At 52.7% G+C, this 20,229-nt stretch carries 17 protein-coding genes and 1 pseudogene; 5 read left to right on the forward strand and 13 right to left on the reverse strand.

Annotation, left to right across the window (positions count from 1 at the left end):
• The first annotated feature begins 3 nt into the window (after positions 1 to 3).
• Positions 4 to 804, forward strand: coding sequence for a PTS mannose/fructose/sorbose/N-acetylgalactosamine transporter subunit IIC (locus OGY33_RS23030; protein ID WP_048214971.1), 801 nt, complete (start codon positions 4 to 6; stop codon positions 802 to 804).
• On the forward strand, positions 804 to 1,622 hold the full coding sequence (locus OGY33_RS23035) for a PTS system mannose/fructose/sorbose family transporter subunit IID (protein ID WP_016151643.1): 819 nt from the start codon (positions 804 to 806) through the stop codon (positions 1,620 to 1,622). The genes OGY33_RS23030 and OGY33_RS23035 overlap by 1 nt, the downstream gene beginning before the upstream one ends.
• Before the next feature lie 111 nt (positions 1,623 to 1,733).
• Here the strand turns inward: OGY33_RS23035 and OGY33_RS23040 are convergent, their stop codons facing one another.
• From OGY33_RS23040 to OGY33_RS23080, 9 genes and pseudogenes are all read right to left on the reverse strand, one after another.
• Positions 1,734 to 2,516 (reverse strand): glucose-6-phosphate isomerase family protein, encoded by a 783-nt coding sequence (locus OGY33_RS23040; RefSeq protein WP_048214972.1) that lies wholly within the window; start codon positions 2,514 to 2,516, stop codon positions 1,734 to 1,736.
• Positions 2,509 to 3,072 (reverse strand): glucose-6-phosphate isomerase family protein, encoded by a 564-nt coding sequence (locus OGY33_RS23045; protein ID WP_048214973.1) that lies wholly within the window; start codon positions 3,070 to 3,072, stop codon positions 2,509 to 2,511. The genes OGY33_RS23040 and OGY33_RS23045 overlap by 8 nt, the downstream gene beginning before the upstream one ends.
• 97 nt (positions 3,073 to 3,169) lie before the next feature.
• Positions 3,170 to 4,084 (reverse strand): ribonucleoside hydrolase RihC, encoded by a 915-nt coding sequence (rihC, locus tag OGY33_RS23050; protein WP_048214974.1) that lies wholly within the window; start codon positions 4,082 to 4,084, stop codon positions 3,170 to 3,172.
• A gap of 65 nt (positions 4,085 to 4,149) precedes the next feature.
• On the reverse strand, positions 4,150 to 5,100 hold the full coding sequence (gene ispH / locus OGY33_RS23055; RefSeq protein WP_003018925.1) for a 4-hydroxy-3-methylbut-2-enyl diphosphate reductase: 951 nt from the start codon (positions 5,098 to 5,100) through the stop codon (positions 4,150 to 4,152).
• Between the two features lies 1 nt (position 5,101).
• The gene (gene fkpB, locus OGY33_RS23060) at positions 5,102 to 5,551 is read right to left on the reverse strand and encodes an FKBP-type peptidyl-prolyl cis-trans isomerase (RefSeq protein WP_003018929.1); all 450 of its coding nucleotides are present in this window, start codon (positions 5,549 to 5,551) and stop codon (positions 5,102 to 5,104) included.
• A gap of 117 nt (positions 5,552 to 5,668) precedes the next feature.
• Positions 5,669 to 6,166: a signal peptidase II gene (gene lspA / locus OGY33_RS23065; RefSeq protein WP_003018932.1), complete on the reverse strand. Its 498-nt coding sequence runs from the start codon at positions 6,164 to 6,166 to the stop codon at positions 5,669 to 5,671.
• Positions 6,166 to 8,982 carry an isoleucine--tRNA ligase gene (gene ileS, locus OGY33_RS23070; protein ID WP_003829724.1) on the reverse strand — a complete coding sequence of 939 codons (2,817 nt, stop codon included), beginning with the start codon at positions 8,980 to 8,982 and terminating at the stop codon, positions 6,166 to 6,168. The genes lspA and ileS overlap by 1 nt, the downstream gene beginning before the upstream one ends.
• Positions 8,983 to 9,019: 37 nt before the next feature.
• Positions 9,020 to 9,958, reverse strand: a complete 939-nt coding sequence (gene ribF / locus OGY33_RS23075; protein WP_003829725.1) for a bifunctional riboflavin kinase/FAD synthetase — start codon at positions 9,956 to 9,958, stop codon at positions 9,020 to 9,022.
• Between the two features lie 7 nt (positions 9,959 to 9,965).
• Positions 9,966 to 10,181 (reverse strand): annotated as a pseudogene (locus OGY33_RS23080) (DUF2575 domain-containing protein).
• Positions 10,182 to 10,286: 105 nt separating this feature from the next.
• Between OGY33_RS23080 and rpsT the strand changes: the two are divergent.
• The 3 genes from rpsT to OGY33_RS23095 all read left to right on the forward strand — a co-directional run bounded on the left by rpsT (position 10,287) and on the right by OGY33_RS23095 (position 14,462).
• Positions 10,287 to 10,550 (forward strand): 30S ribosomal protein S20, encoded by a 264-nt coding sequence (rpsT, locus tag OGY33_RS23085; protein ID WP_003018940.1) that lies wholly within the window; start codon positions 10,287 to 10,289, stop codon positions 10,548 to 10,550.
• A 458-nt stretch (positions 10,551 to 11,008) separates the two neighbouring features.
• A complete protein-coding gene (locus OGY33_RS23090; protein WP_191238871.1) occupies positions 11,009 to 12,379 on the forward strand; it encodes an MFS transporter in 1,371 nt (456 codons plus the stop codon).
• Positions 12,380 to 12,422: 43 nt separating this feature from the next.
• Positions 12,423 to 14,462, forward strand: a complete 2,040-nt coding sequence (locus OGY33_RS23095; protein ID WP_286572388.1) for a glycoside hydrolase family 31 protein — start codon at positions 12,423 to 12,425, stop codon at positions 14,460 to 14,462.
• 54 nt (positions 14,463 to 14,516) lie between these two features.
• On the opposite strand, the gene nhaR is transcribed toward OGY33_RS23095, so the two are convergent.
• The 4 genes from nhaR to dnaK form a co-directional block, all read right to left on the reverse strand.
• The gene (nhaR, locus tag OGY33_RS23100) at positions 14,517 to 15,410 is read right to left on the reverse strand and encodes a transcriptional activator NhaR (RefSeq protein WP_032942332.1); all 894 of its coding nucleotides are present in this window, start codon (positions 15,408 to 15,410) and stop codon (positions 14,517 to 14,519) included.
• Between the two features lie 38 nt (positions 15,411 to 15,448).
• On the reverse strand, positions 15,449 to 16,615 hold the full coding sequence (nhaA, locus tag OGY33_RS23105) for a Na+/H+ antiporter NhaA (protein WP_191238873.1): 1,167 nt from the start codon (positions 16,613 to 16,615) through the stop codon (positions 15,449 to 15,451).
• A gap of 206 nt (positions 16,616 to 16,821) precedes the next feature.
• The gene (gene dnaJ / locus OGY33_RS23110; RefSeq protein WP_008786151.1) at positions 16,822 to 17,955 is read right to left on the reverse strand and encodes a molecular chaperone DnaJ; all 1,134 of its coding nucleotides are present in this window, start codon (positions 17,953 to 17,955) and stop codon (positions 16,822 to 16,824) included.
• Positions 17,956 to 18,040: 85 nt separating this feature from the next.
• Positions 18,041 to 19,963, reverse strand: coding sequence for a molecular chaperone DnaK (dnaK, locus tag OGY33_RS23115; RefSeq protein WP_003829739.1), 1,923 nt, complete (start codon positions 19,961 to 19,963; stop codon positions 18,041 to 18,043).
• Positions 19,964 to 20,229: the final 266 nt, after the last annotated feature.

Genomic DNA, 20,229 nt, shown 5'->3' on the forward strand with positions numbered 1-20,229 from the left:
ACGATGATTATCGAAGCTACGTTGATTGGCATACTTTGCTATCTCGGCGCCCTCAGCAGTCCCTGGCTGCTGGGACTGACCGGCGGCTGGTACCTGATCACCCGCCCGCTGATTTCCGGAATGCTGGTCGGGATTATTCTCGGCGACATTAAAACCGGGATCATGATTGGCGTTGCGGTTCAGGCGGTGTATATCGCGATGGTCACGCCCGGCGGTTCAATGCCCGCCGACCTCAACTTTGTCGCTTACCCGGCAATTGCTTTAGGGATCCTTTCCGGAAAAGGACCCGAGGTCGCGGTCGCGCTGGCGGCCACCATCGGTATCGCCGGAACCATTTTGTTTAACGCGATGATGGTACTGAACTCTTTCTGGAACCACCGGGCAGATGTGGCGCTGGAACGGGGCGATGAACGCGGTATTTACCTGAACAGCGCCGTCTGGCCACAGGTGACAAACTTTGTCCTGCGTTTTGTTCCGACCTTTATTGCGGTCTACTTCGGGGCGCAATACATCAGCGGCTTTATGGACAGTTTGCCGAAAATTGTTCTGTCGACGATGAACGTACTGGGCGGCATTTTACCCGCCGTCGGGATCGCGATTTTGCTCAAGCAGATCATCAAAAACTACACCATGCTGATCTACTTCCTCGTCGGTTTTGTCTGCATCGTCTTTTTAAAACTCAACATGGTCGCGCTGGTGATCGTCGGTTCACTGCTGGCGTTGATCCATTACAACTACAAACCGGAACCGCCGCAGGCCGCGAATGCAAAGTCGGTAGCCGATGATGATGAGGATGAATTCTGATGGAAGAACGTACACTTACGCGTAAAGATCTTCGCCGCTGTTGGCGCGCATGGATGATGCACAACTTGTCATCGATGAGCTTTGAACGTCTGGAATCTTTTGGCTTTTGTCTGAGCATGCTTCCGGTGGCGAAAAAGCTCTATCCCGACGCAGCCCAACGTACTGAAATGCTGCGCCGCCACGCCTCGTTTTATAATACGGAACCCCAGATAGGCGCGATCGTAAATGGCATGGTGCTGGGGCTGGAAGAGAAAAAAGCGAACGGTGAGCCGATCGATGGGGAGACCATCAATACCCTGAAAGTTGGTCTGATGGGCCCTATTGCCGGGATCGGCGATTCAATGATCCCTGGCATGCTGATCCCTATCCTGCTCAGCATCGGTATGGCCCTGGCGGCCGGCGGTAATATTCTGGGGCCGCTGTTTTATACCGTTGCCTGGTTGGCCATCATCATTCCCGGCTCGTGGTTCCTGTTCCTGAAAGGCTACAAGATGGGTTCCGGCTCGGTGGAAATGCTGGTGAGCAGCAAGTCTGCCCGTCTGCGTGAAGCGTTATCGCTGCTGGGCGTGTTTGTCATGGGGGGCGTAGCGGCAAGTTACGTTAAGCTTGGCACCGGGCTGGAATTTATTACCAAAGATGGGGTGAATATCCATGTTCAACAGATGCTGGACGGTATCTTCCCGCAGTTACTGCCGCTGATTGTGGTACTTGGCACCTGGTATCTGATGGCCAAGCGTGGTGTGTCGCCAGTGAAAGCGATGATTTTACTGTTGATACTGGCCGCCCTCGGCGTCGCCACGGGCCTGTTTGCGGGGTAGTGCCTGTCATTTGCCGGATGGCACGTACGCTTATCCGGCCTACTGTACTGTGCCGCGTTTTTCAGTTTGTAGGCCAGACAAAATCAGTACCGGGGCTATGGCCCCGGCTCTTTATGGGTGAAAGTTTTGCCACAGCTCGGGATGCTTGTCCGGGCGCGAGATAAATTGAAAACGCGCCGGTTCCTCAACGAATTGCTGGTAAACAGGTGCGGAAGTAATCGAGAACTCCGTATATTGTCGGGGCGTTACGGCCTGCAGTCGTCCGGGAATGTAACGCGGATTATGCTGCCAGATAACGTTGTTTCCCTGCAGTAACGGGTACCACGCCAACCCTTTATGCGCACGCACGGCATCGTACTCAAAACCATATTCACGATCGCACCACGCGCCAAAGGTTAACGGGACATCCGGATCTGCGGATATGGTCGCATGCCCCCAACCGGGTGGTACCAACACTTTCTCACCGGGTCCGGCGATTACAGCAAAACAGCGGCCTGGGTCGTCCTCAACATACTCCTGCATATAGATTATCGCTTTTCCCTGCCAGATTTCGTACAGCTCCGGCGGGGACCAGCCGCTGTGCTGGCTGATACGATGAATATGTCCCTGACTACGCACCGGCTCTTCCCCCAACCGTCCCGCCGCATAGGTCACCACGCCAAATAACAGCATCCGCTTTTTCAACTCTTCGCGATCCTGCATTCGCGCCACATCCATCGCAATGGCATACACCTCTTGCGGCCCCTCACAATGCGGATCGCGCAGTGAGGTGCGAATGTCATCGAGTTGCCGAATTTCCGGCATCGGCCCGGTAACCTCATCCCCATAGCTAAAACCAAGCGGGTGATGATGAACCGTCATATCGAGGCCGTACGAATGCGCTAAGTCAGCCATTCTGTACCTCCTTCGCCTGAACCCTCTTATTTTCCTCAATGACCCTTATTCTGAAACCCCTGGCGAGCGCCGCATAATCATGTCCCGCAATCCCTGGCCATACGGCGAGCGCCGACAGCACCTCTTCCCCGGTATTGATTAACCGGTGCGCGGTAAAGCCGGGGATAATGTGGACGGATCCGGCGAATACCTTTTCCAGCCTCGCGTCGCCCTGTTCGGTTTGCAACAGCAGCAAACCGGTGCCACGCAGACCAAAATAGACTTCCCCCTGTTCGCGACGCGCATGGAAATGCCCGCGGGTCATAAAATACTCGCAGCCGACCCGGCCAGGATAAAGATGGGTAACGCCGGTGTAGAGTTCACCTTCAGCGGAAGACGTATCCAGCATCTCAACGTCATACACGACATGCTCGCCAGCCAACTGCTGACGGGCGTTTTCATCGGCAAAAACGTCAGTAAGATCCTGAATACGGGTAGATTTGCGCAATAACGGGCCATCGGCCAAAGCGCCGCTTGCCCACGCCACCTGCGGTGGCTGGATAAAAGAAAGGTTCATATGTGTCTCCGGCCCGAGGAGAACAACAGGATCAGATTAGCAGATTAATCGATTAACCTGCTAATTCTGTCTGCATATTGCGGGCCGGATCACAGCCTCAAGGGGCCAGTGCCAGCACCTCTGCCACCCACTGCTGGAATCCCTCAACGTCAAGATCCAGCGCAACCTGCGCATTTGCCGGATGCCCCAAGCGTCCTTCGATGTCCACCACCGTCGTACCCGAGGTATATTCGCCCTGGGTTTCAACCGCCACGAAACACGGCTGCAGGGTAAACAGTTCCGGGCGCACCAGCCAGGCAATGGCACACAGATCGTGCATTCGCAGCCCCGTATTCATACTGCCGCTACGGTAATGGCTAAACAGCGCATGCAGCATTTTCCCCGTCTGGTTAAGTTGGGGGAGCGTCGCCAGATAGTCCGGGGCGAGCATAGCCTGATTAGTGACATCCAGCCCACACATCACAATCTCCAGCCCGCTCTGGAAGACTTTCGCGGCGGCCTCGGGATCGATAGCAATATTAAACTCGGCGTTGGGTGTGAAGTTCCCGCGTCCGGCAGAGCCGCCCATAATCACCAGACGGTGAATGTTGAATACGCATTCAGGATAATGGGTCAGCAGCAGCGCAATATTGGTCAGCGGGCCAATTGCCACCAGCGTCACGGGCTGCGGGGCATGCATCAGCGCATCGCGAATCGCCTGGAAGGCGGGTTTTGCCATCGCCTGCCGGTCGTGCTCGACAAATTCATACCCTTCCATACCGGACTCGCCGTGCACGGAAGCGGCATCACGCAGCGGTCGCACCAGCGGCATTGATGCTCCCTGCGCCAGCGGAACATCCGCATTCCAGAAGTGCAGCAGTTGCAACGCATTACGGGTGGTTTTTTCCACCGACACATTGCCTGCTACCGTGGTCATCAGTTGCAGATCCAGCTCAGGGGCAAACAGCGCGGCGGCAATGGCCGCGGCATCATCAATGCCGGGATCGGTATCAAGAATGATCGGTAAGCGCATGGTTTCTCCATAAAAAATGCCAGACGTTAAGTCTGGCATCTTCTCATAATCGTAACCGGAAAGACTTACTCTACTTCACGAACATCCACACGCAGCTCTTTCGGCACTTCGAAAACGATGTTCTCTTCGCGGCCTTCCAGTGGGATCGCTTCCCCACCGCCAAGCTCTTGCAGGCGAGCAATCACGTTTTGCACCAGGATATCCGGCGCCGAGGCTCCGGCCGTCACGCCCACACACTTCGCTTCTTTCACCCACGCTTCCTGAATGTCGGTCGCATCGTCAATCAAATACGCCGCTTTCCCCATTCGCTGGGCCAGTTCAGCCAGACGGTTGGAGTTAGAGGAGTTCTTCGAGCCGACCACCAGCACAACATCAGCCTGTTCCGCCAGCGCGCGAACCGCTTCCTGACGGTTGGTGGTGGCATAACAGATATCGTCTTTGCGCGGCCCGACAATTTTCGGGAAGCGTTGACGCAGCGCATCAATAACGTCAGAAGTGTCGTCAACGGAAAGCGTTGTCTGCGTCATGAAGGATAATTTTCCTTCATTTTTCACATTCAGTTTCAGCACATCATCCGGTGATTCAACCAGATACATTCCCCCTTGCGGGTTGCTGTACTGGCCCATTGTGCCTTCGACTTCCGGGTGCCCGGCGTGCCCAATCAGAATGGATTCTTCGCCACGACGACTGGCGCGGGCAACTTCCATATGCACTTTCGTTACCAGCGGGCAGGTCGCATCAAAAACCGTGAGGTCACGGCCTTTGGCTTCGTTACGCACCGCCTGAGATACGCCATGAGCGGAGAAAATCAGGATCGCGCCATCCGGCACTTCGCTGATTTGCTCGATAAAAATAGCGCCGCGCTCGCGCAGGCTATCCACCACATAGCGGTTATGCACCACTTCGTGACGGACATAAATCGGCGCGCCATAAATAGCCAGCGCGTTTTCCACAATGCTGATAGCGCGGTCTACGCCAGCGCAAAAACCGCGCGGGTTGGCCAACAGGATCTGCATTTTACGCCTCCAGTGCCGGTTCGACTTCCAGCACTTCAATATCAAAATGAACGGTATGCCCGGCCAGCGGATGGTTGAAATCAACCGTGATCGAATCACCGTTGATTTCGCGGATCACGCCAGGCATCTCACTGCCGTCCATTGCGGTAAAGAGCATGATAGCGCCAATTTCTGGCTCGCCCGCGTCCATAAACTCCCGACGCGAGAAATACTGAATTAAGTCCGGACTTGACACGCCAAAGGCGGCATCCGGTTCCAGAGCAAAAGTGGTTTTATCACCTTCTTTTAGCCCCAGCAGGTGTTGTTCCAGTCCTTCAGACAGAGAACCGTCGCCCAGGCGAAACAGCGCAGGCTTGCCGTTATTGCGGGTTGACTCTGCGGTGGAGCCATCGTCGAGCTTAAGGGTGAAGTGCACCAGCACCGCACTGTTACTCTGTACTGATTTAGACATGCAGGTTGCTCTTTAAAATTGCTGCCGCTTGTTTGCCCGGTGGCGCTACGCTTACCGGGCAAACAAGGATCGCAGTATATTGTAGGCCGGATTAGCATAGCGCCATCCGGCATTTTTTTATGCGGCTTTTTTCTCTTTCGACGGCAGGAAGCCTTCGAGAACAATCAATGCCGCGCCGATACAGATAGCAGTATCGGCCAGATTGAAGGTCGCGAAATGCCAGTCGCCGACGTAAAAGTCAATCATATCAACCACGAAGCCGTGCCACAGGCGGTCGAACAAGTTGCCCAGCGCACCGCCAATGATTAACGCATACGCGATGTTGTTCAGCTTTTGCGTCGCCTTCGAGCGATACATCATCACCATCAGGATGACGCAAATACCGATGGCGATGCCGGCAAAGAACCAACGTTGCCAGCCGCCGCTGTCGGCTAAGAAGCTAAACGCCGCACCATAGTTACGCGCGTAGTGCAGATTAAGCGACGGAAACAGCGACACTGTATCCCCCAGAGCAAAGTTCTGGAGGATCAGGTATTTGCTGCCTAAATCGATAATCAGCACGACTACCACCAGCCACAGCCAGCGTAGTCCTGTTGAACAAAGAGGCTTACTCATCAGGCAAACTTACGTTGTTCGCCATCACCGGCGATGTTGCTGACACAGCGTCCGCAGATATCTGCATGTTCCGCCACCTGGCCGACGTCGGTAGTGTAATGCCAGCAGCGCGGGCATTTCTCACCTTCGGCTTTGCTCAGTACGATTTTCAGACCTTTGAGCAGTTCGCTCTGCTGAGCATCAGCAGGAGCCGCTGCATAATCCGCAACCGTCGCACCAGAGGTCAGAAGTACAAAACGCAACTCTTCGCCCAGCGCGGTCAGTTTCGCCGCCAGCTCAGGTTCAGCGTACAGGGTCACTGCAGCCTCCAGAGAACCACCGACTTTCTTATCCGCACGCGCCTGTTCGATGACTTTGTTCACTTCGCCACGCACTTTCAACAGCTCGTCCCAGAAGGCATCGTTCATCGCTTCGGTTTCGCCTAAGCCAAACAGACCTTCGTACCATTCACCGGTAAAGACATACTTCTCACGATCGCCCGGCAGGTAGCCCCAGATTTCATCGGCGGTGAAGGACATGATCGGCGCCATCCAACGAACCAGCGCTTCAGCGATATGGAACAGCGCTGTCTGGCAGCTACGACGCGCCACGCTATCCGCTTTCGCGGTGTACTGACGGTCTTTGATGATGTCGAGGTAGAACGAACCCATTTCGACGGAGCAGAAGCGCATCAGGCGCTGTACCACTTCGTGGAAGTCATAGGCTTCATAGGCTTTCAGGATTTCGTCCTGCGCCGCTTGCGCACAACCTACCGCCCACCTGTCCAGCACCACCATCTCTTCCGGTTTCACCATGTCTTTAACCGGATCGAACCCATTCAGGTTCGCCAGCAGGAAGCGCGCGGTGTTACGGATACGACGATAGCTGTCGGCAGCACGTTTCAGGATTTCGTCAGAAACAGCCATTTCACCGGTATAGTCGGTTGAAGCCACCCACAGACGCAGAATATCCGCGCCCAGTTTGTTCATCACATCCTGCGGAGAAACGGTGTTACCGATAGACTTGGACATCTTACGGCCCTGACCATCAACGGTGAAACCGTGAGTCAGTACCTGGCGATAAGGTGCTTTGCCTTTCATGGCGGTGGAGATCATCAGAGATGACATGAACCAGCCACGGTGCTGGTCAGAGCCTTCCAGATACATATCTGCCGCATGGCCTGCAAACTCAGGACGTACGTCCACGACGGAGGAGTGGGTTGAACCAGAGTCGAACCACACGTCCAGCGTATCCGGGACTTTGACATACTGGTCAGCTTCGTCACCGAGGATATCTTTCGGATCGAGATCCCACCACGCCTGGATGCCGTCAACTTCAACGCGTTTAGCCACTTCTTCCATCAGTTCGATAGCGCGCGGATGCAGCTCTTCGGTGTCTTTGTGAACAAACAGAGACATCGGCACACCCCACGTACGCTGACGGGAGATACACCAGTCAGGACGGTTGGCAACCATCGATTCAATACGCGCCTGGCCCCAGTCCGGGATCCACTGCACGCCTTTGATCTCTTTCAGGGACTGCGCGCGCAGGCCTTTCTGATCCATGCTGACGAACCACTGCGGCGTCGCACGGAAGATGATCGGTGACTTGTGACGCCAGCAGCATGGGTAGCTGTGCTGCATCTTCTCAACGTGCAGCAGCGCGCCTTTTTCGCTCAGCAGCGCAACGATTTTGTCGTTGGCTTTAAAGACGTTCACGCCGTCCAGATCCGGGTAAGTACCCGCCAGGTATGCGCCGTCCGGGCCAACCGGGTTAGCGATTTCCAGACCGTATTTCTGGCTGATGACGTAGTCATCCGGACCGTGACCGCCAGCGGTATGAACCGCACCGGTACCCGCATCCAGCGTAACGTGATCGCCAAGGATAGCTGGTACATCAAAGCCCATAAACGGATGGGTAAAGCGCAGCAGTTCCAGCTCAGCGCCTTTAACGGTGCCGAGAATGGTGTATTCAGCCGCGCCAATACGCTGCATGACGCTTTCAACCAGATCTTTCGCCAGAATCACAGCCTGGCCGTCAATCTGCACCAGCGCATAGTCAAAATCAGGTGCCAGAGAGATTGCGCGGTTCGCCGGTAACGTCCACGGGGTAGTGGTCCAGATAACCAGAGAGATCGGGCCGTTGACGTCAGAAACGCCAAATTTCGCTTTCACCGCGTCCTGATCGGCGGCGTGGAACGCCACGTCGATGGACGGGGAGGTTTTGTCATAATACTCAACTTCCGCTTCCGCCAGCGCGGAACGGCAGTCAACGCACCAGTGCACCGGCTTCGCACCTTTGTGCAGGTGACCGTTACCGATGATTTTACCCAGCGCACGAATGATGTTGGCTTCGGTTTTGAAGTCCATGGTCAGGTACGGATGCGACCAGTCGCCCAGTACGCCAAGACGGATAAAGTCTTTACGCTGACCGTCAACCTGGGTCGCTGCGTATTCGCGGCACTTGGCACGGAACTCAGCGGCGGTAAACTTCTCGCCCGGTTTGCCGTATTCCTGCTCTACTTTCAGCTCGATCGGCAGACCGTGGCAGTCCCAGCCCGGAACGTAAGGCGAGTCATAACCCGTGAGTCCTTTGGACTTCACGATAATGTCTTTCAGAATCTTGTTAACCGAGTGACCAATATGAATGCTGCCATTCGCATAAGGAGGGCCATCATGCAGAATGAAGGTTTTTTTGCCTTTTTTGGCCGCACGAATGATGCCGTACAGGTCATCATCAGTCCAACGCGCCAGCATTCCCGGTTCGCGCTTGGCGAGATCGCCGCGCATCGGGAACCCTGTTTCCGGCAAATTCAGGGTTGATTTATAGTCACTCATCAGATTCTCGGTTCCGTATTTAAAACTCGTATAGGCATTAAGCCGGTTTTGTTAGCCCAAAAAATTCACGGGCAGTCAACTCATCACGCGCAATCTGCGCTTTTAGCTCATCCAGCGAGGCAAATCGCTGTTCACTGCGTATTTTTTTACGCAGTACTACATCTATATGGCGACCATACAGGTCCATTACAACGTCCAATAGATGCACTTCCAACTGTTGGCGTACGCCTGCTACCGTCGGGCGGGTGCCGATGTTGGCGACGCCGGGCAACGGTTTGTCACCCAGTCCCATCACTTCAACCGCATAAACCCCTTTCACCGGAGAAACCTGGCGACGCAGCGGTAAGTTTGCCGTCGGAAAACCGATGGTGCGCCCTAATTCATCACCGTGAACGACACGTCCTGAGATAGTAAAAGGATGCCCAAGCAGGCTTTCGGCCAGTTGCAGGTTATCTTCTGCCAGCGCCTGACGTACCGCGGTGCTGCTAATGCGCACACCGCCTTCGCAGAAGGTTTGGGTGCTGGTGATATCAAAACCATACTCAGCGCCCGCTTCCTGTAATAACAAGAAATCGCCCGCTCGGCTAGCGCCAAAGCGGAAATCATCACCAACGGCAAGAAATTGTACACCAAGGCGCTTAACCAGCAGATCGCTGATGAAGGTCTGCGCCGTTAATGCCGCAAAGCGCCTGTCAAAACGCACGCACAGCACGTAGTCCACGCCGCATTCCGCCAGATAACGCAGTTTTTCGCGCAGGCGAGTGAGGCGCGCAGGTGACTTGTCGGTCGCAAACAGCTCTAGCGGCTGCGGCTCGAAAATCATCACCATCACCGGTAAATTGCGTTTGCGCCCTTCTTCCCGTAAACCCTGCAGCAACGCACGGTGGCCACGGTGCACGCCGTCGAAATTACCAATAGTCAGCACACACCCATGCGGGGCCTGACTGAGATTATGTATGCCTCGTATCAGCTTCATGTCTGGCTCAAAACAGTGAAAATCGTGAAAGTATACCCTGTACCGCGGTCAACGTTAACCGGCGATTGTTTCTACGAAACAGAAAGAGGATTGTTTTCATTGTTATGAAACAAATTGCAGACCTTCATGGGCACGCCAATGCAATTTTTCTCGTGGAAAAGCTGTATTCACGCCACGCAAGCTGGTAGAATCCTGCGCCATCACTACGCAACGAGTGCTGCAATTTAAACGGCGCTTATTTGCACAAATCCATTGACAAAAGAAGGCTAAAAGGGCATATTCCTCGGCCTTTGAATTGTCCATATAGAACACATTTGGGAGTTGGACCTTGGCTAATATCAAATCAGCTAAGAAGCGCGCCGTTCAGTCTGAAAAGGCCCGCAAGCACAACGCTAGCCGTCGCTCTATGATGCGTACTTTCATCAAGAAAGTATACGCAGCTATCGAAGCTGGCGACAAAGCTACTGCACTGAAAGCATTTAACGAAATGCAACCAATCGTGGACCGTCAGGCTGCTAAAGGTCTGATCCACAAAAACAAAGCTGCACGTCATAAAGCAAACCTGACTGCACAGATCAACAAACTGGCTTAATCGCCTGCTTGTTGTCGCTTTGTGAAAAAACCCGCGCAAGCGGGTTTTTTTATGCCTGCTATCTGACGTTTTTCTCTTTAGCCACTGATGTTGTTCTCGCTCGTTCACGCTCTTCCTGACCAGCCTGTTTTTTCAGCTCTCCCATCCTCAGTCGCGTCGCGTAATACTTGAAAGTTATTTTCTTTCACTGTTTTCCTTTTTTTATTTCATTATTAATAAAACTGTGACCACCTTAGCAAATAGAAACATCGTTCATTCAAAAACGAATAAACGCAATCCTGATGTAAGATTTGATAATTGATTGCCGCGGTAGGGTTAACTACTTTTCATGTACACCTTACTCACTCATTTTAATCTGAGGATAAATTCAGTAACGACATAAAAATAATATTTAAAACTTGCTTAGAAAGTAGAAGCTGTTTTTCTGGGCGTATCGTTCCAGTATCGGAGTTATTATTATGAGTTCTGTTATTGAGGATACCCAGTCATGCGGGTCAACATCATTATCTTTACTACAGCGTATTAGCTACGGCTCTTTGGATGTGGCGGGTAATCTGCTGTATTGTTTCGGTTCAACTTACATTTTATATTTCTACACAGACGTTGCAGGTATTAGCCTCGCTGTAGCAGGCGTCATCCTGCTGCTGGCGCGTATTGTCGATGGCATAGACGCCCCCATATGGGGGATCATCATCGATAAAACGCGTTCGCGTTACGGTAAATGCCGCCCCTGGTTTTTATGGTTGCCATTACCTTTTGCCGTATTCAGCGCCCTGTCATTTTGGTCTCCTGATATCAGTATGACCGGAAAAGCTATCTATGCAGCAATATCTTATATGATTGCTAGCATTCTATTTACCGGACTTAATACACCACTCAGTGCAATATTACCTCTGATGACCTTATCGCCTAAGGAAAGACTGGTTTTAAATTCCTGGCGAATGACCGGTGGGCAGATTGGGGTTTTATTAATGAATGCGACTGCACTGCCGTTAGTTGCTTTTTTAGGTAACGGAAATGATCATGCGGGTTTTATTTATACGGCGATTATATTTGCCGTAATATCCTGTTCGCTAACGCTTTTCGCCTTTAAAAATATCCGTGAAATGGATACGGATAAAATACAGCAAGAACCTAAATTGCCGATGAAAAAGAGTTTTGCGGCAATGAAAGGCAACTGGCCATGGATCCTGATGGTGCTGGCAAACCTGATCTTCTGGATTGCCCTACAACAACGCTCCACAACGATTGTCTACTATCTGACCTACAACCTCGACCGCAAAGATCTGGTTCCACTGATTAACAGCCTGGCGACAATTCAGATCCTGTTTATCATCGCTATCCCCTTCTTTAGCAAATACCTGGCTAAAACGTGGATATGGGTAGGCGGTCTGCTGGTCGCCACGCTTGGCGGCATCATGATGTGGCTGGCAGCGGACAACATTCCTTTTCTCATCGCCGCCTGGATACTCGGCAATATCGGCAGCGGTATAGCCTGCTCAATGCCGTTTGCCATGCTGGGCTTCGCCGTCGATTTCGGTGCCTGGAAGACGGGTATTAAAGCTACCGGCATTCTTATCGCCTTCGGCAGCACCTTCTGCATCAAGATGGGTAGTGGCCTCGGTACCGCTTTCGCTGCCTGGATCATGAACTGTTTTGGCTATGTCCCCAACCATGCCCAGAGTGCTGCGGGTCTGGAGGGAATTACCTGGGCCTTTATCTGGGCACCCGCCCTACTCTTCGCGCTCGCAGCGATCCCACTACTTTTCTTTCGTAAATACGAAGCGATGGAAGAGAAGATTCGCCACGATCTGGAAACCATCAACTAAAAACGATCTTTACCTTCACCCTCGAAATATGGGAGGCACCACCATGCCATTTATGCAACATGACCCGCGTCGCCTGGTCTGGCAGCAAAACGATCGCTATTTATGGATTGAACCCTGGGGCGAGAACAGCCTGCGCGTACGCAGTGGCCGTCATCTGCCGGTAATGAGAAATGAAGACTGGGCATTGACTGAGCCAGTCGCAGAAAGCCACTGCCACATTGATTATGAGCAACACCAGGCGACGCTGACCAACGGCAAAATTATCGCTATCGTCAATCAAAAAGGACAAGTTACCTTTTACCGTCATCCACACAAACCTCTGTTGCAGGAGTTCTGGCGCTTGCGGGGCGAAATTGGCGAGGATGAATCTTCTCACGGCCAGTACGTCAGCGCACTCAACCTTGAAGGGCGCGAATTCCGACCTATTCAGGGTGGGAAATATTCACTTAAAGCCCGCTTCGAAGCCACCGAAGGGGAAAAAATTTATGGTATGGGGCAGTATCAACAGGCTAACCTGGATCTCAAAGGATGCGTTCTTGAGCTGGCGCAACGTAACTCCCAGGCCTCAGTACCGTTTATGCTCTCCAGTCTGGGCTACGGATTTTTATGGAACAACCCGGCAGTCGGGCGCGTAACCTTTGCCCACAACGTTACCGAATGGGAAGCACAGGTCAGCGAACAGCTGGACTACTGGATCACGGCTGGCGATACCCCGGCAGAAATTAGCCGGGCTTACGCGCTGGCTACCGGCACACCGCCGATGATGCCGGACTACGCCATGGGCTTCTGGCAGTGCAAACTCCGCTATCGGACGCAGGAAGAGCTGCTGGAGGTTGCCCGCGAATATAAGCGCCGCAATCTGCCTATCTCGGTGATCGTTATCGACTTCTTTCACTGGCCGAATCAGGGTGACTGGATGTTCGATGCACGAGACTGGCCCGATCCTGATGCCATGATTGCCGAGCTGAAATCGCTGGGAATTGAGCTGATGGTCTCCGTCTGGCCGACGGTGGATAACCGCACAGAAAGCTATCGGGAGATGCGCGAAAACGGCTGGCTGGTACAAACGGAACGTGGCTTGCCGATCAATATGGATTTCCTCGGCAACACCACTTTCTTTGATGCTACCCATCCGGGTGCGCGGGGCTACGTCTGGGGCAAAGCCAAACGCAACTATTATGATAAAGGCGTGAAGCTATTCTGGTTAGACGAAGCCGAACCTGAGTTCAGCGTTTATGACTATGACAACTATCGCTACCATGCCGGGCCGGTACTGGAAGTGGGCAATATCTACCCGCGAATGTACGCCAAAACCTTTTTTGATGGTATGAAAGCCGATGGTGAAGACAAGGTTATCAACCTGCTACGCTGCGCCTGGGCCGGCAGTCAAAAGTATGGCGCACTGGTCTGGTCAGGTGATATTCACTCCTCGTTTAGATCGCTACGCAACCAGTTTGCCGCCGGACTCAATATGGGAATCGCGGGGATCCCGTGGTGGACGACGGATATCGGTGGTTTTCATGGCGGTAATATTCACGACCCACATTTCCATGAACTGCTGATCCGCTGGTTCCAGTGGGGCGTATTTAGCCCGGTGATGCGTCTGCACGGCAACCGCGATCCGCAGATTTTACCGGAACAACCGTACCGGGATGGTATCGCCCAGTGTCCTACCGGTGCACCGAACGAAGTCTGGAGCTACGGTGAGGACGTGTGCGACGTACTGAGGGGTTGCCTGGCGTTGCGAGAGAAACTGAAGCCCTATATCAAAGCGCTGATGGAGGAAACCCATAAGCACAATACGCCAGTGATGCGCCCCCTGTTTTTTGATTTCCCCGAACAGGAAACAAGTTGGGCAATCACCGACCAGTACTGTTTTGGTCCTGACCTGCTGATTGCCCCCGTAATGCATGAAGGTATGCGCGAACGTGATATCTGGCTACCGGAAGGGGAAACATGGACGGATCTTACGACCGGCGAGAGTTATTCGGGAGGGCAAACGTTGCACTATGCCGCGCCATTGAACAAAATTCCGGTATTTATCCGCGAAGGTGGGCAGTATCGTAGCTTATTGAGGCTATAGCATGAAACCGGCTGCGGGTGAGTACCGCAGCCGGAAGTATTACGGTAAGTATGTCTACTGTGGCTTGAACAATGCCGAGTAGTCCGCATTGCAAATACGCTGCACCGCCGGATGCTGGATCATTCTTTCCGCAAATATGGCGTGATACTCTTCCATCACATTTTCTACGCGTCCAATTTCAACAATAGAATCATCAGCATAGAAATTGTGCGAATACAGCGTAGGTGCAACAAAAATAGCATTATGCGTTGCGCCAAACGCTTTCATCAGCGCAGCGTCATCAAACTCACCGAGAATTTCGACATTCAATCCTTGTGAGTTGATCCAGTTCAGCAGCTTACGTCCGAGCATCGAACGGCGCCCTGGGATCAGCAACCGACGCTCTTCAAGACAGGCCGGGAATGGTTTCTCAGGCAGCGGTTTGGTGCACCAAAAACTCACGCTGCATTCGCCTATCCGCACTGAGAACAACCCTTCCTGCTGCGTAGAATCAATCGGACAGTCGGAGATAATCATATCCAGCTTATGCTGGCTGAGTTGATCCAACAGCATCTCGTGCGTTGACTCAAAACAACGCAGATGGATTTGTTCATCTTCAACCACAGCGGCATCCAGTACGCTGCTGACCAACTGCTTCGATAGCGCATCCGCCACGCCGACATCGAACAGCAAATTAGACTCTTTGCGGTAGTTCACGATATCCAGCATTTCCTGGCTTAACGTGAACATTTTGTCCGCATAGCGAAAAACTAATTCACCTAACTCACTTGGCTCCAGTCCACGCCCCTTGCGCTTGAACAGCTTTCCCTGCAAGCGTTCCTCAAGCGCTTTAATCTGCCCGGTAATGGTCTGCGGTGTCAGATAAAGCGCTTCTGCTGCACCAACCACCGAACCTTCTTTATAGACATGCCAAAAGTAGTACAGATGGTTGTAATTTATATGAGACATACTCTCTCCCTGAAAATTGTCACGAAAGGGTTATCCCGTCAGGCTGACGCGTTCAACCGGGTGCGTAACCAGCTGTAACCAATAACCGCCGACAGTAAGGAGCCAATCAGGATCCCCAGTTTCGCCCAGTTAATCAGCTCAGGATCGACGTTGCCAAACGCCAGGCTGGCAATAAAAATCGACATCGTAAAGCCAATACCGCAAAGAATACCGACCGCCATAATCTGCTGGAAATTCGTTCCTTCCGGCAATTGCGCCACCTTGAGGCGTAACGCCAACCAGCAAAATAGACTGATACCCAACGGCTTACCGATCAACAAACCCGCAATGATCCCCAGCGGTAATATCGAGGTCAGTCCATCAATAGTGACGCCCTGCAGCGAAACGCCCGCATTGGCGAAGGCAAACAGCGGCAGGATAAGATATGCCACCCATGGATGCAGAACATGCTCCAGTCGCTTCGCCGGTGAACGTCCGTGTTTTTCCTTCAACGGAATGAAGAAGCCCACGATCACGCCCGCCAGAGTTGCATGCACGCCAGACTTCAGTACGGCAGTCCACAGCACTACGCCGACCAGAATATAAATACCGGTGCGTCTCACTCCGCACAGATTCAATCCTGCCAAAACAAGGATTGCGCACGCGGCAACGCCCAGCGACAGCAGCGAGAGGTCGCTGGTATAGAACAGTGCGATGATGACGATAGCGCCGAGGTCATCAATAATCGCCAGCGCCATCAGGAAGATTTTCAACGCCAGTGGTACACGACTGCCCAACAACGCCAGCACACCTAACGCAAAAGCGATATCCGTTGCCGCCGGGATCGCCCACCCTTCACGGGTGATGGGATCGGCATAGTTGAATGCCAGGTACAGCAGCGCCGGGACAATCATGCCCCCGATAGCAGCAATGATCGGGAACGCCGCCTGACGCAGACTGGCCAGCGAACCTTGCATTAACTCGCGCTTTACTTCCAGACCAATCAACAGGAAGAACACCGCCATCAACGCGTCGTTGATCCACAGCAGCATATTTTTGTTGATCTCAAGCGCGCCAACCCGCAGTTGAACGGGCGTTTCCAAAAAGGCGTGGTACCATCCACTGGTAACCCCGATATTTGCCATCAGCATAGCGACCACGGCTGCGATGATCAGAATGATGCCCCCCGAGGCGTCACTACTAAAAAAACGATGCAGATGTTTCACTTTTATTCTCTCTATTGGGTGAATACTTCGTAAATACTATCTTACACCCTCAAAAAGCTCGTTAAAATTAGATTATTTGTGATTGATAGATCGGTTTTTACGATCTATACAGAGAAAGCCGATGAAGATTTTCCGAGCGGAAAACAGAAATAAAAAAGCCTGAGACTTTTCAGTCCCAGGCTTTTTATTCGAGATAAAACTGCGAATTAGCGCGTCAGATCGTCAAAAAACTTCTTCACACCGTCGAAGAAACTTTTGGAGCGCGGACTGTTTTGTTCGCCGGTCGGGCCGCCAAAGCTGTCCTGCAAATCTTTCAGCAGTTGCTTCTGTTTGTCGTTCAGGCCAACTGGGGTTTCAACCACCACGCGGCACAGCAGGTCGCCCTGAGCGCCACCGCGTACAGACTTGACGCCCTTTCCACGCATGCGGAAAAGTTTGCCAGTTTGCGTTTCGCCCGGAATTTTTAGCTTCACGCGACCATCCAGCGTCGGGACTTCAATCTCGCCGCCCAGCGCAGCCATCGCAAAGTTAATCGGTACTTCGCAGTACAGGTTATTGCCTTCACGTTCGAAAATTGGGTGCTGTTTTACCTGCACCTGAACGTACAAATCACCTGCTGGCGCACCATGTTCACCGGCTTCACCTTCGCCCGCTAAACGAATGCGGTCGCCGGTATCAACCCCTGCAGGGATCTTAACGGACAGCGTTTTGCTTTTCTCAACGCGACCATGACCGTGGCATTTGTTGCACGGATCTTTGATCAGCGTACCGCGGCCCTGACAGTGTGGACAGGTCTGCTGTACGGCAAAAAAGCCCTGACGCATCTGTACCTGACCAGAACCGTGACAGGTTGGACAGGTCTGTGGCTGAGTACCTGCCTTCGCACCGCTACCGTGGCAGACGTCACACTCTTCCAGAGTCGGAATACGGATCTCTTTGGTGACGCCACGCACGGCTTCTTCCAGAGTGAGATCCATGTTGTAACGTAAATCAGCACCACGTGAGGCGCGCTGACGACCACGACCGCCGCCAAAGATATCGCCAAACACGTCACCAAAGATATCGCTGAAGTCAGCCCCGCCGCCAAAACCGCCGCCGCCGCCCATGCCGCCTTGCTCAAACGCAGCATGACCGTACTGATCGTAAGCCGCACGTTTTTGCGCATCGGTCAGGATTTCGTACGCTTCTTTGATCTCTTTAAACTTGGCTTCGGCCTCTTTATCACCCTGGTTGCGGTCCGGGTGATATTTCATGGCCAGGCGCTTGTAGGCCTTTTTGATTTCACGCTCTTCCGCTGATTTGGAAACGCCTAAAATCTCGTAATAGTCTTGCTTAGCCATCTCTTTTTATCTGCCCCTAACATGCGTGCACGGGCGGAGAGGAAACCTCTTCGCCCGTGCCAGTAATTACCCGTTCAAAGGGCGATTATTTTTTGTCTTTCACTTCTTCAAACTCGGCGTCGACAACGTCGTCATCTTTCGCGTTGTTTGCAGAAGCATCAGCGCCTGCTGCACCAGCCTGCTGCTGTGCGTGCTGCTGCTGAGCGATTTCCATCAGTTTCTGGGAAACCTGTGCCAGCGCCTGCATTTTCGCTTCGATATCCGCTTTGTCTTCGCCTTTCAGAGAAGTTTCCAGCGCGGTCAGTGCAGACTCGATGGCAGTTTTGTCGTCAGCCGGCAGTTTGTCGCCTGCTTCTTCAACCTGCTTACGAGTGCTGTGCAACAGATGGTCACCCTGGTTACGAGTCTGAACCAGCTCTTCAAACTTACGGTCAGATTCTGCGTTCGCTTCTGCTTCGCGAACCATTTTCTGAATTTCTTCTTCGTTCAGACCAGAAGAAGCCTTGATGGTGATCTTCTGCTCTTTACCGCTGTTTTTGTCTTTCGCGGAAACGTGCAGGATACCGTCGGCATCGATGTCAAAAGTAACTTCGATCTGCGGCATACCGCGCGGAGCCGGGCTGATACCATCCAGGTTAAATTGACCCAGATCTTTGTTATCAGCGGCGCGTTTACGTTCACCCTGCAGCACGTGGATGGTTACCGCAGACTGGTTGTCTTCAGCGGTAGAGAACACCTGGCTGTGCTTGGTCGGGATAGTGGTGTTTTTCGCGATCAGTGGAGTCATCACGCCACCCATGGTTTCGATACCCAGAGACAGCGGGGTAACGTCCAGCAGCAGCACGTCTTTCACATCACCGGTCAATACACCACCCTGAACGGCAGCACCGATTGCCACTGCTTCGTCCGGGTTAACGTCTTTACGCGGCTCTTTACCGAAGAACTCAGCAACTTTCTTCTGTACCATCGGCATACGAGTCTGACCACCGACCAGGATAACGTCCTGAACGTCGGAAACAGACAGACCAGCATCCTGCAGAGCAACTTTCAGCGGCTCGATAGAACGGTTAACCAGGTCTTCAACCAGGCTTTCCAGTTTCGCACGGGTCACTTTGATGTTCATGTGTTTCGGACCAGTCGCGTCTGCAGTAATGTACGGCAGGTTCACGTCGGTCTGCTGAGCGGAAGACAGTTCGATCTTCGCTTTCTCAGCGGCTTCTTTCAGACGCTGCATCGCCAGCGGGTCATTACGCAGATCGATACCCTGATCTTTCTTAAATTCGTCAACCAGGTAGTTGATCATACGGCTGTCGAAGTCTTCACCACCCAGGTGGGTATCACCGTTGGTTGCCAGAACTTCGAAAGTTTTTTCGCCGTCAACTTCGTCGATTTCGATAATAGAGATATCGAAAGTACCACCACCGAGGTCATAAACCGCGATAGTACGGTTGCCGACTTCTTTATCCAGACCGTAAGCCAGTGCCGCTGCGGTCGGTTCGTTGATGATACGTTTTACTTCCAGACCTGCGATACGGCCAGCATCTTTGGTTGCCTGACGCTGAGCATCGTTGAAGTATGCAGGTACGGTGATAACCGCTTCAGTTACCGGTTCGCCCAGGTAATCTTCAGCCGTTTTCTTCATTTTTTTCAGCACTTCAGCAGAAATCTGCGGCGGTGCCATTTTCTGACCTTTTACGTCAATCCATGCATCACCGTTGTCAGCACCGATGATTTTGTACGGCATGATGGCTTCATCACGCTGTACTTCTTCGTCCTGGAAGCGGCGGCCAATCAGGCGTTTAATCGCAAACAGGGTGTTTTGCGGGTTTGTCACTGCCTGACGTTTAGCCGGCTGACCAACCAGAGTTTCACCATCCTGGGTATAAGCAATGATAGAAGGCGTGGTGCGATCGCCCTCGGCGTTCTCCAGCACACGTGCAGTAGTGCCATCCATAATCGCTACACAAGAGTTGGTAGTACCCAGGTCGATACCAATAATTTTACCCATCTAAACGTCTCCACTAAAAATTCGGTCATCATGTGGTTGTGAATCTGTAATAAGGGCGAAACGTGCGGTTTCAACTACCCTGAATCGTTTTTTTTCAGACTCACCACTGCGGTTGTCTACAAGATGGGGTCGTAACCCACGTCATCAAGGGGGGCATGAAAATTTTTTTTAGCACAGTGGCGATAAAATTAAGGTAACAAGGCAGAAAGGCAAAAAAACGAATAGTTTCCAATCAAAATCAATTCACAAAACAAATCAAAACAAGC

This window comes from Citrobacter sp. Cpo032, assembly GCF_030332975.1.
GTDB classification, from domain to species: domain Bacteria; phylum Pseudomonadota; class Gammaproteobacteria; order Enterobacterales; family Enterobacteriaceae; genus Citrobacter; species Citrobacter portucalensis.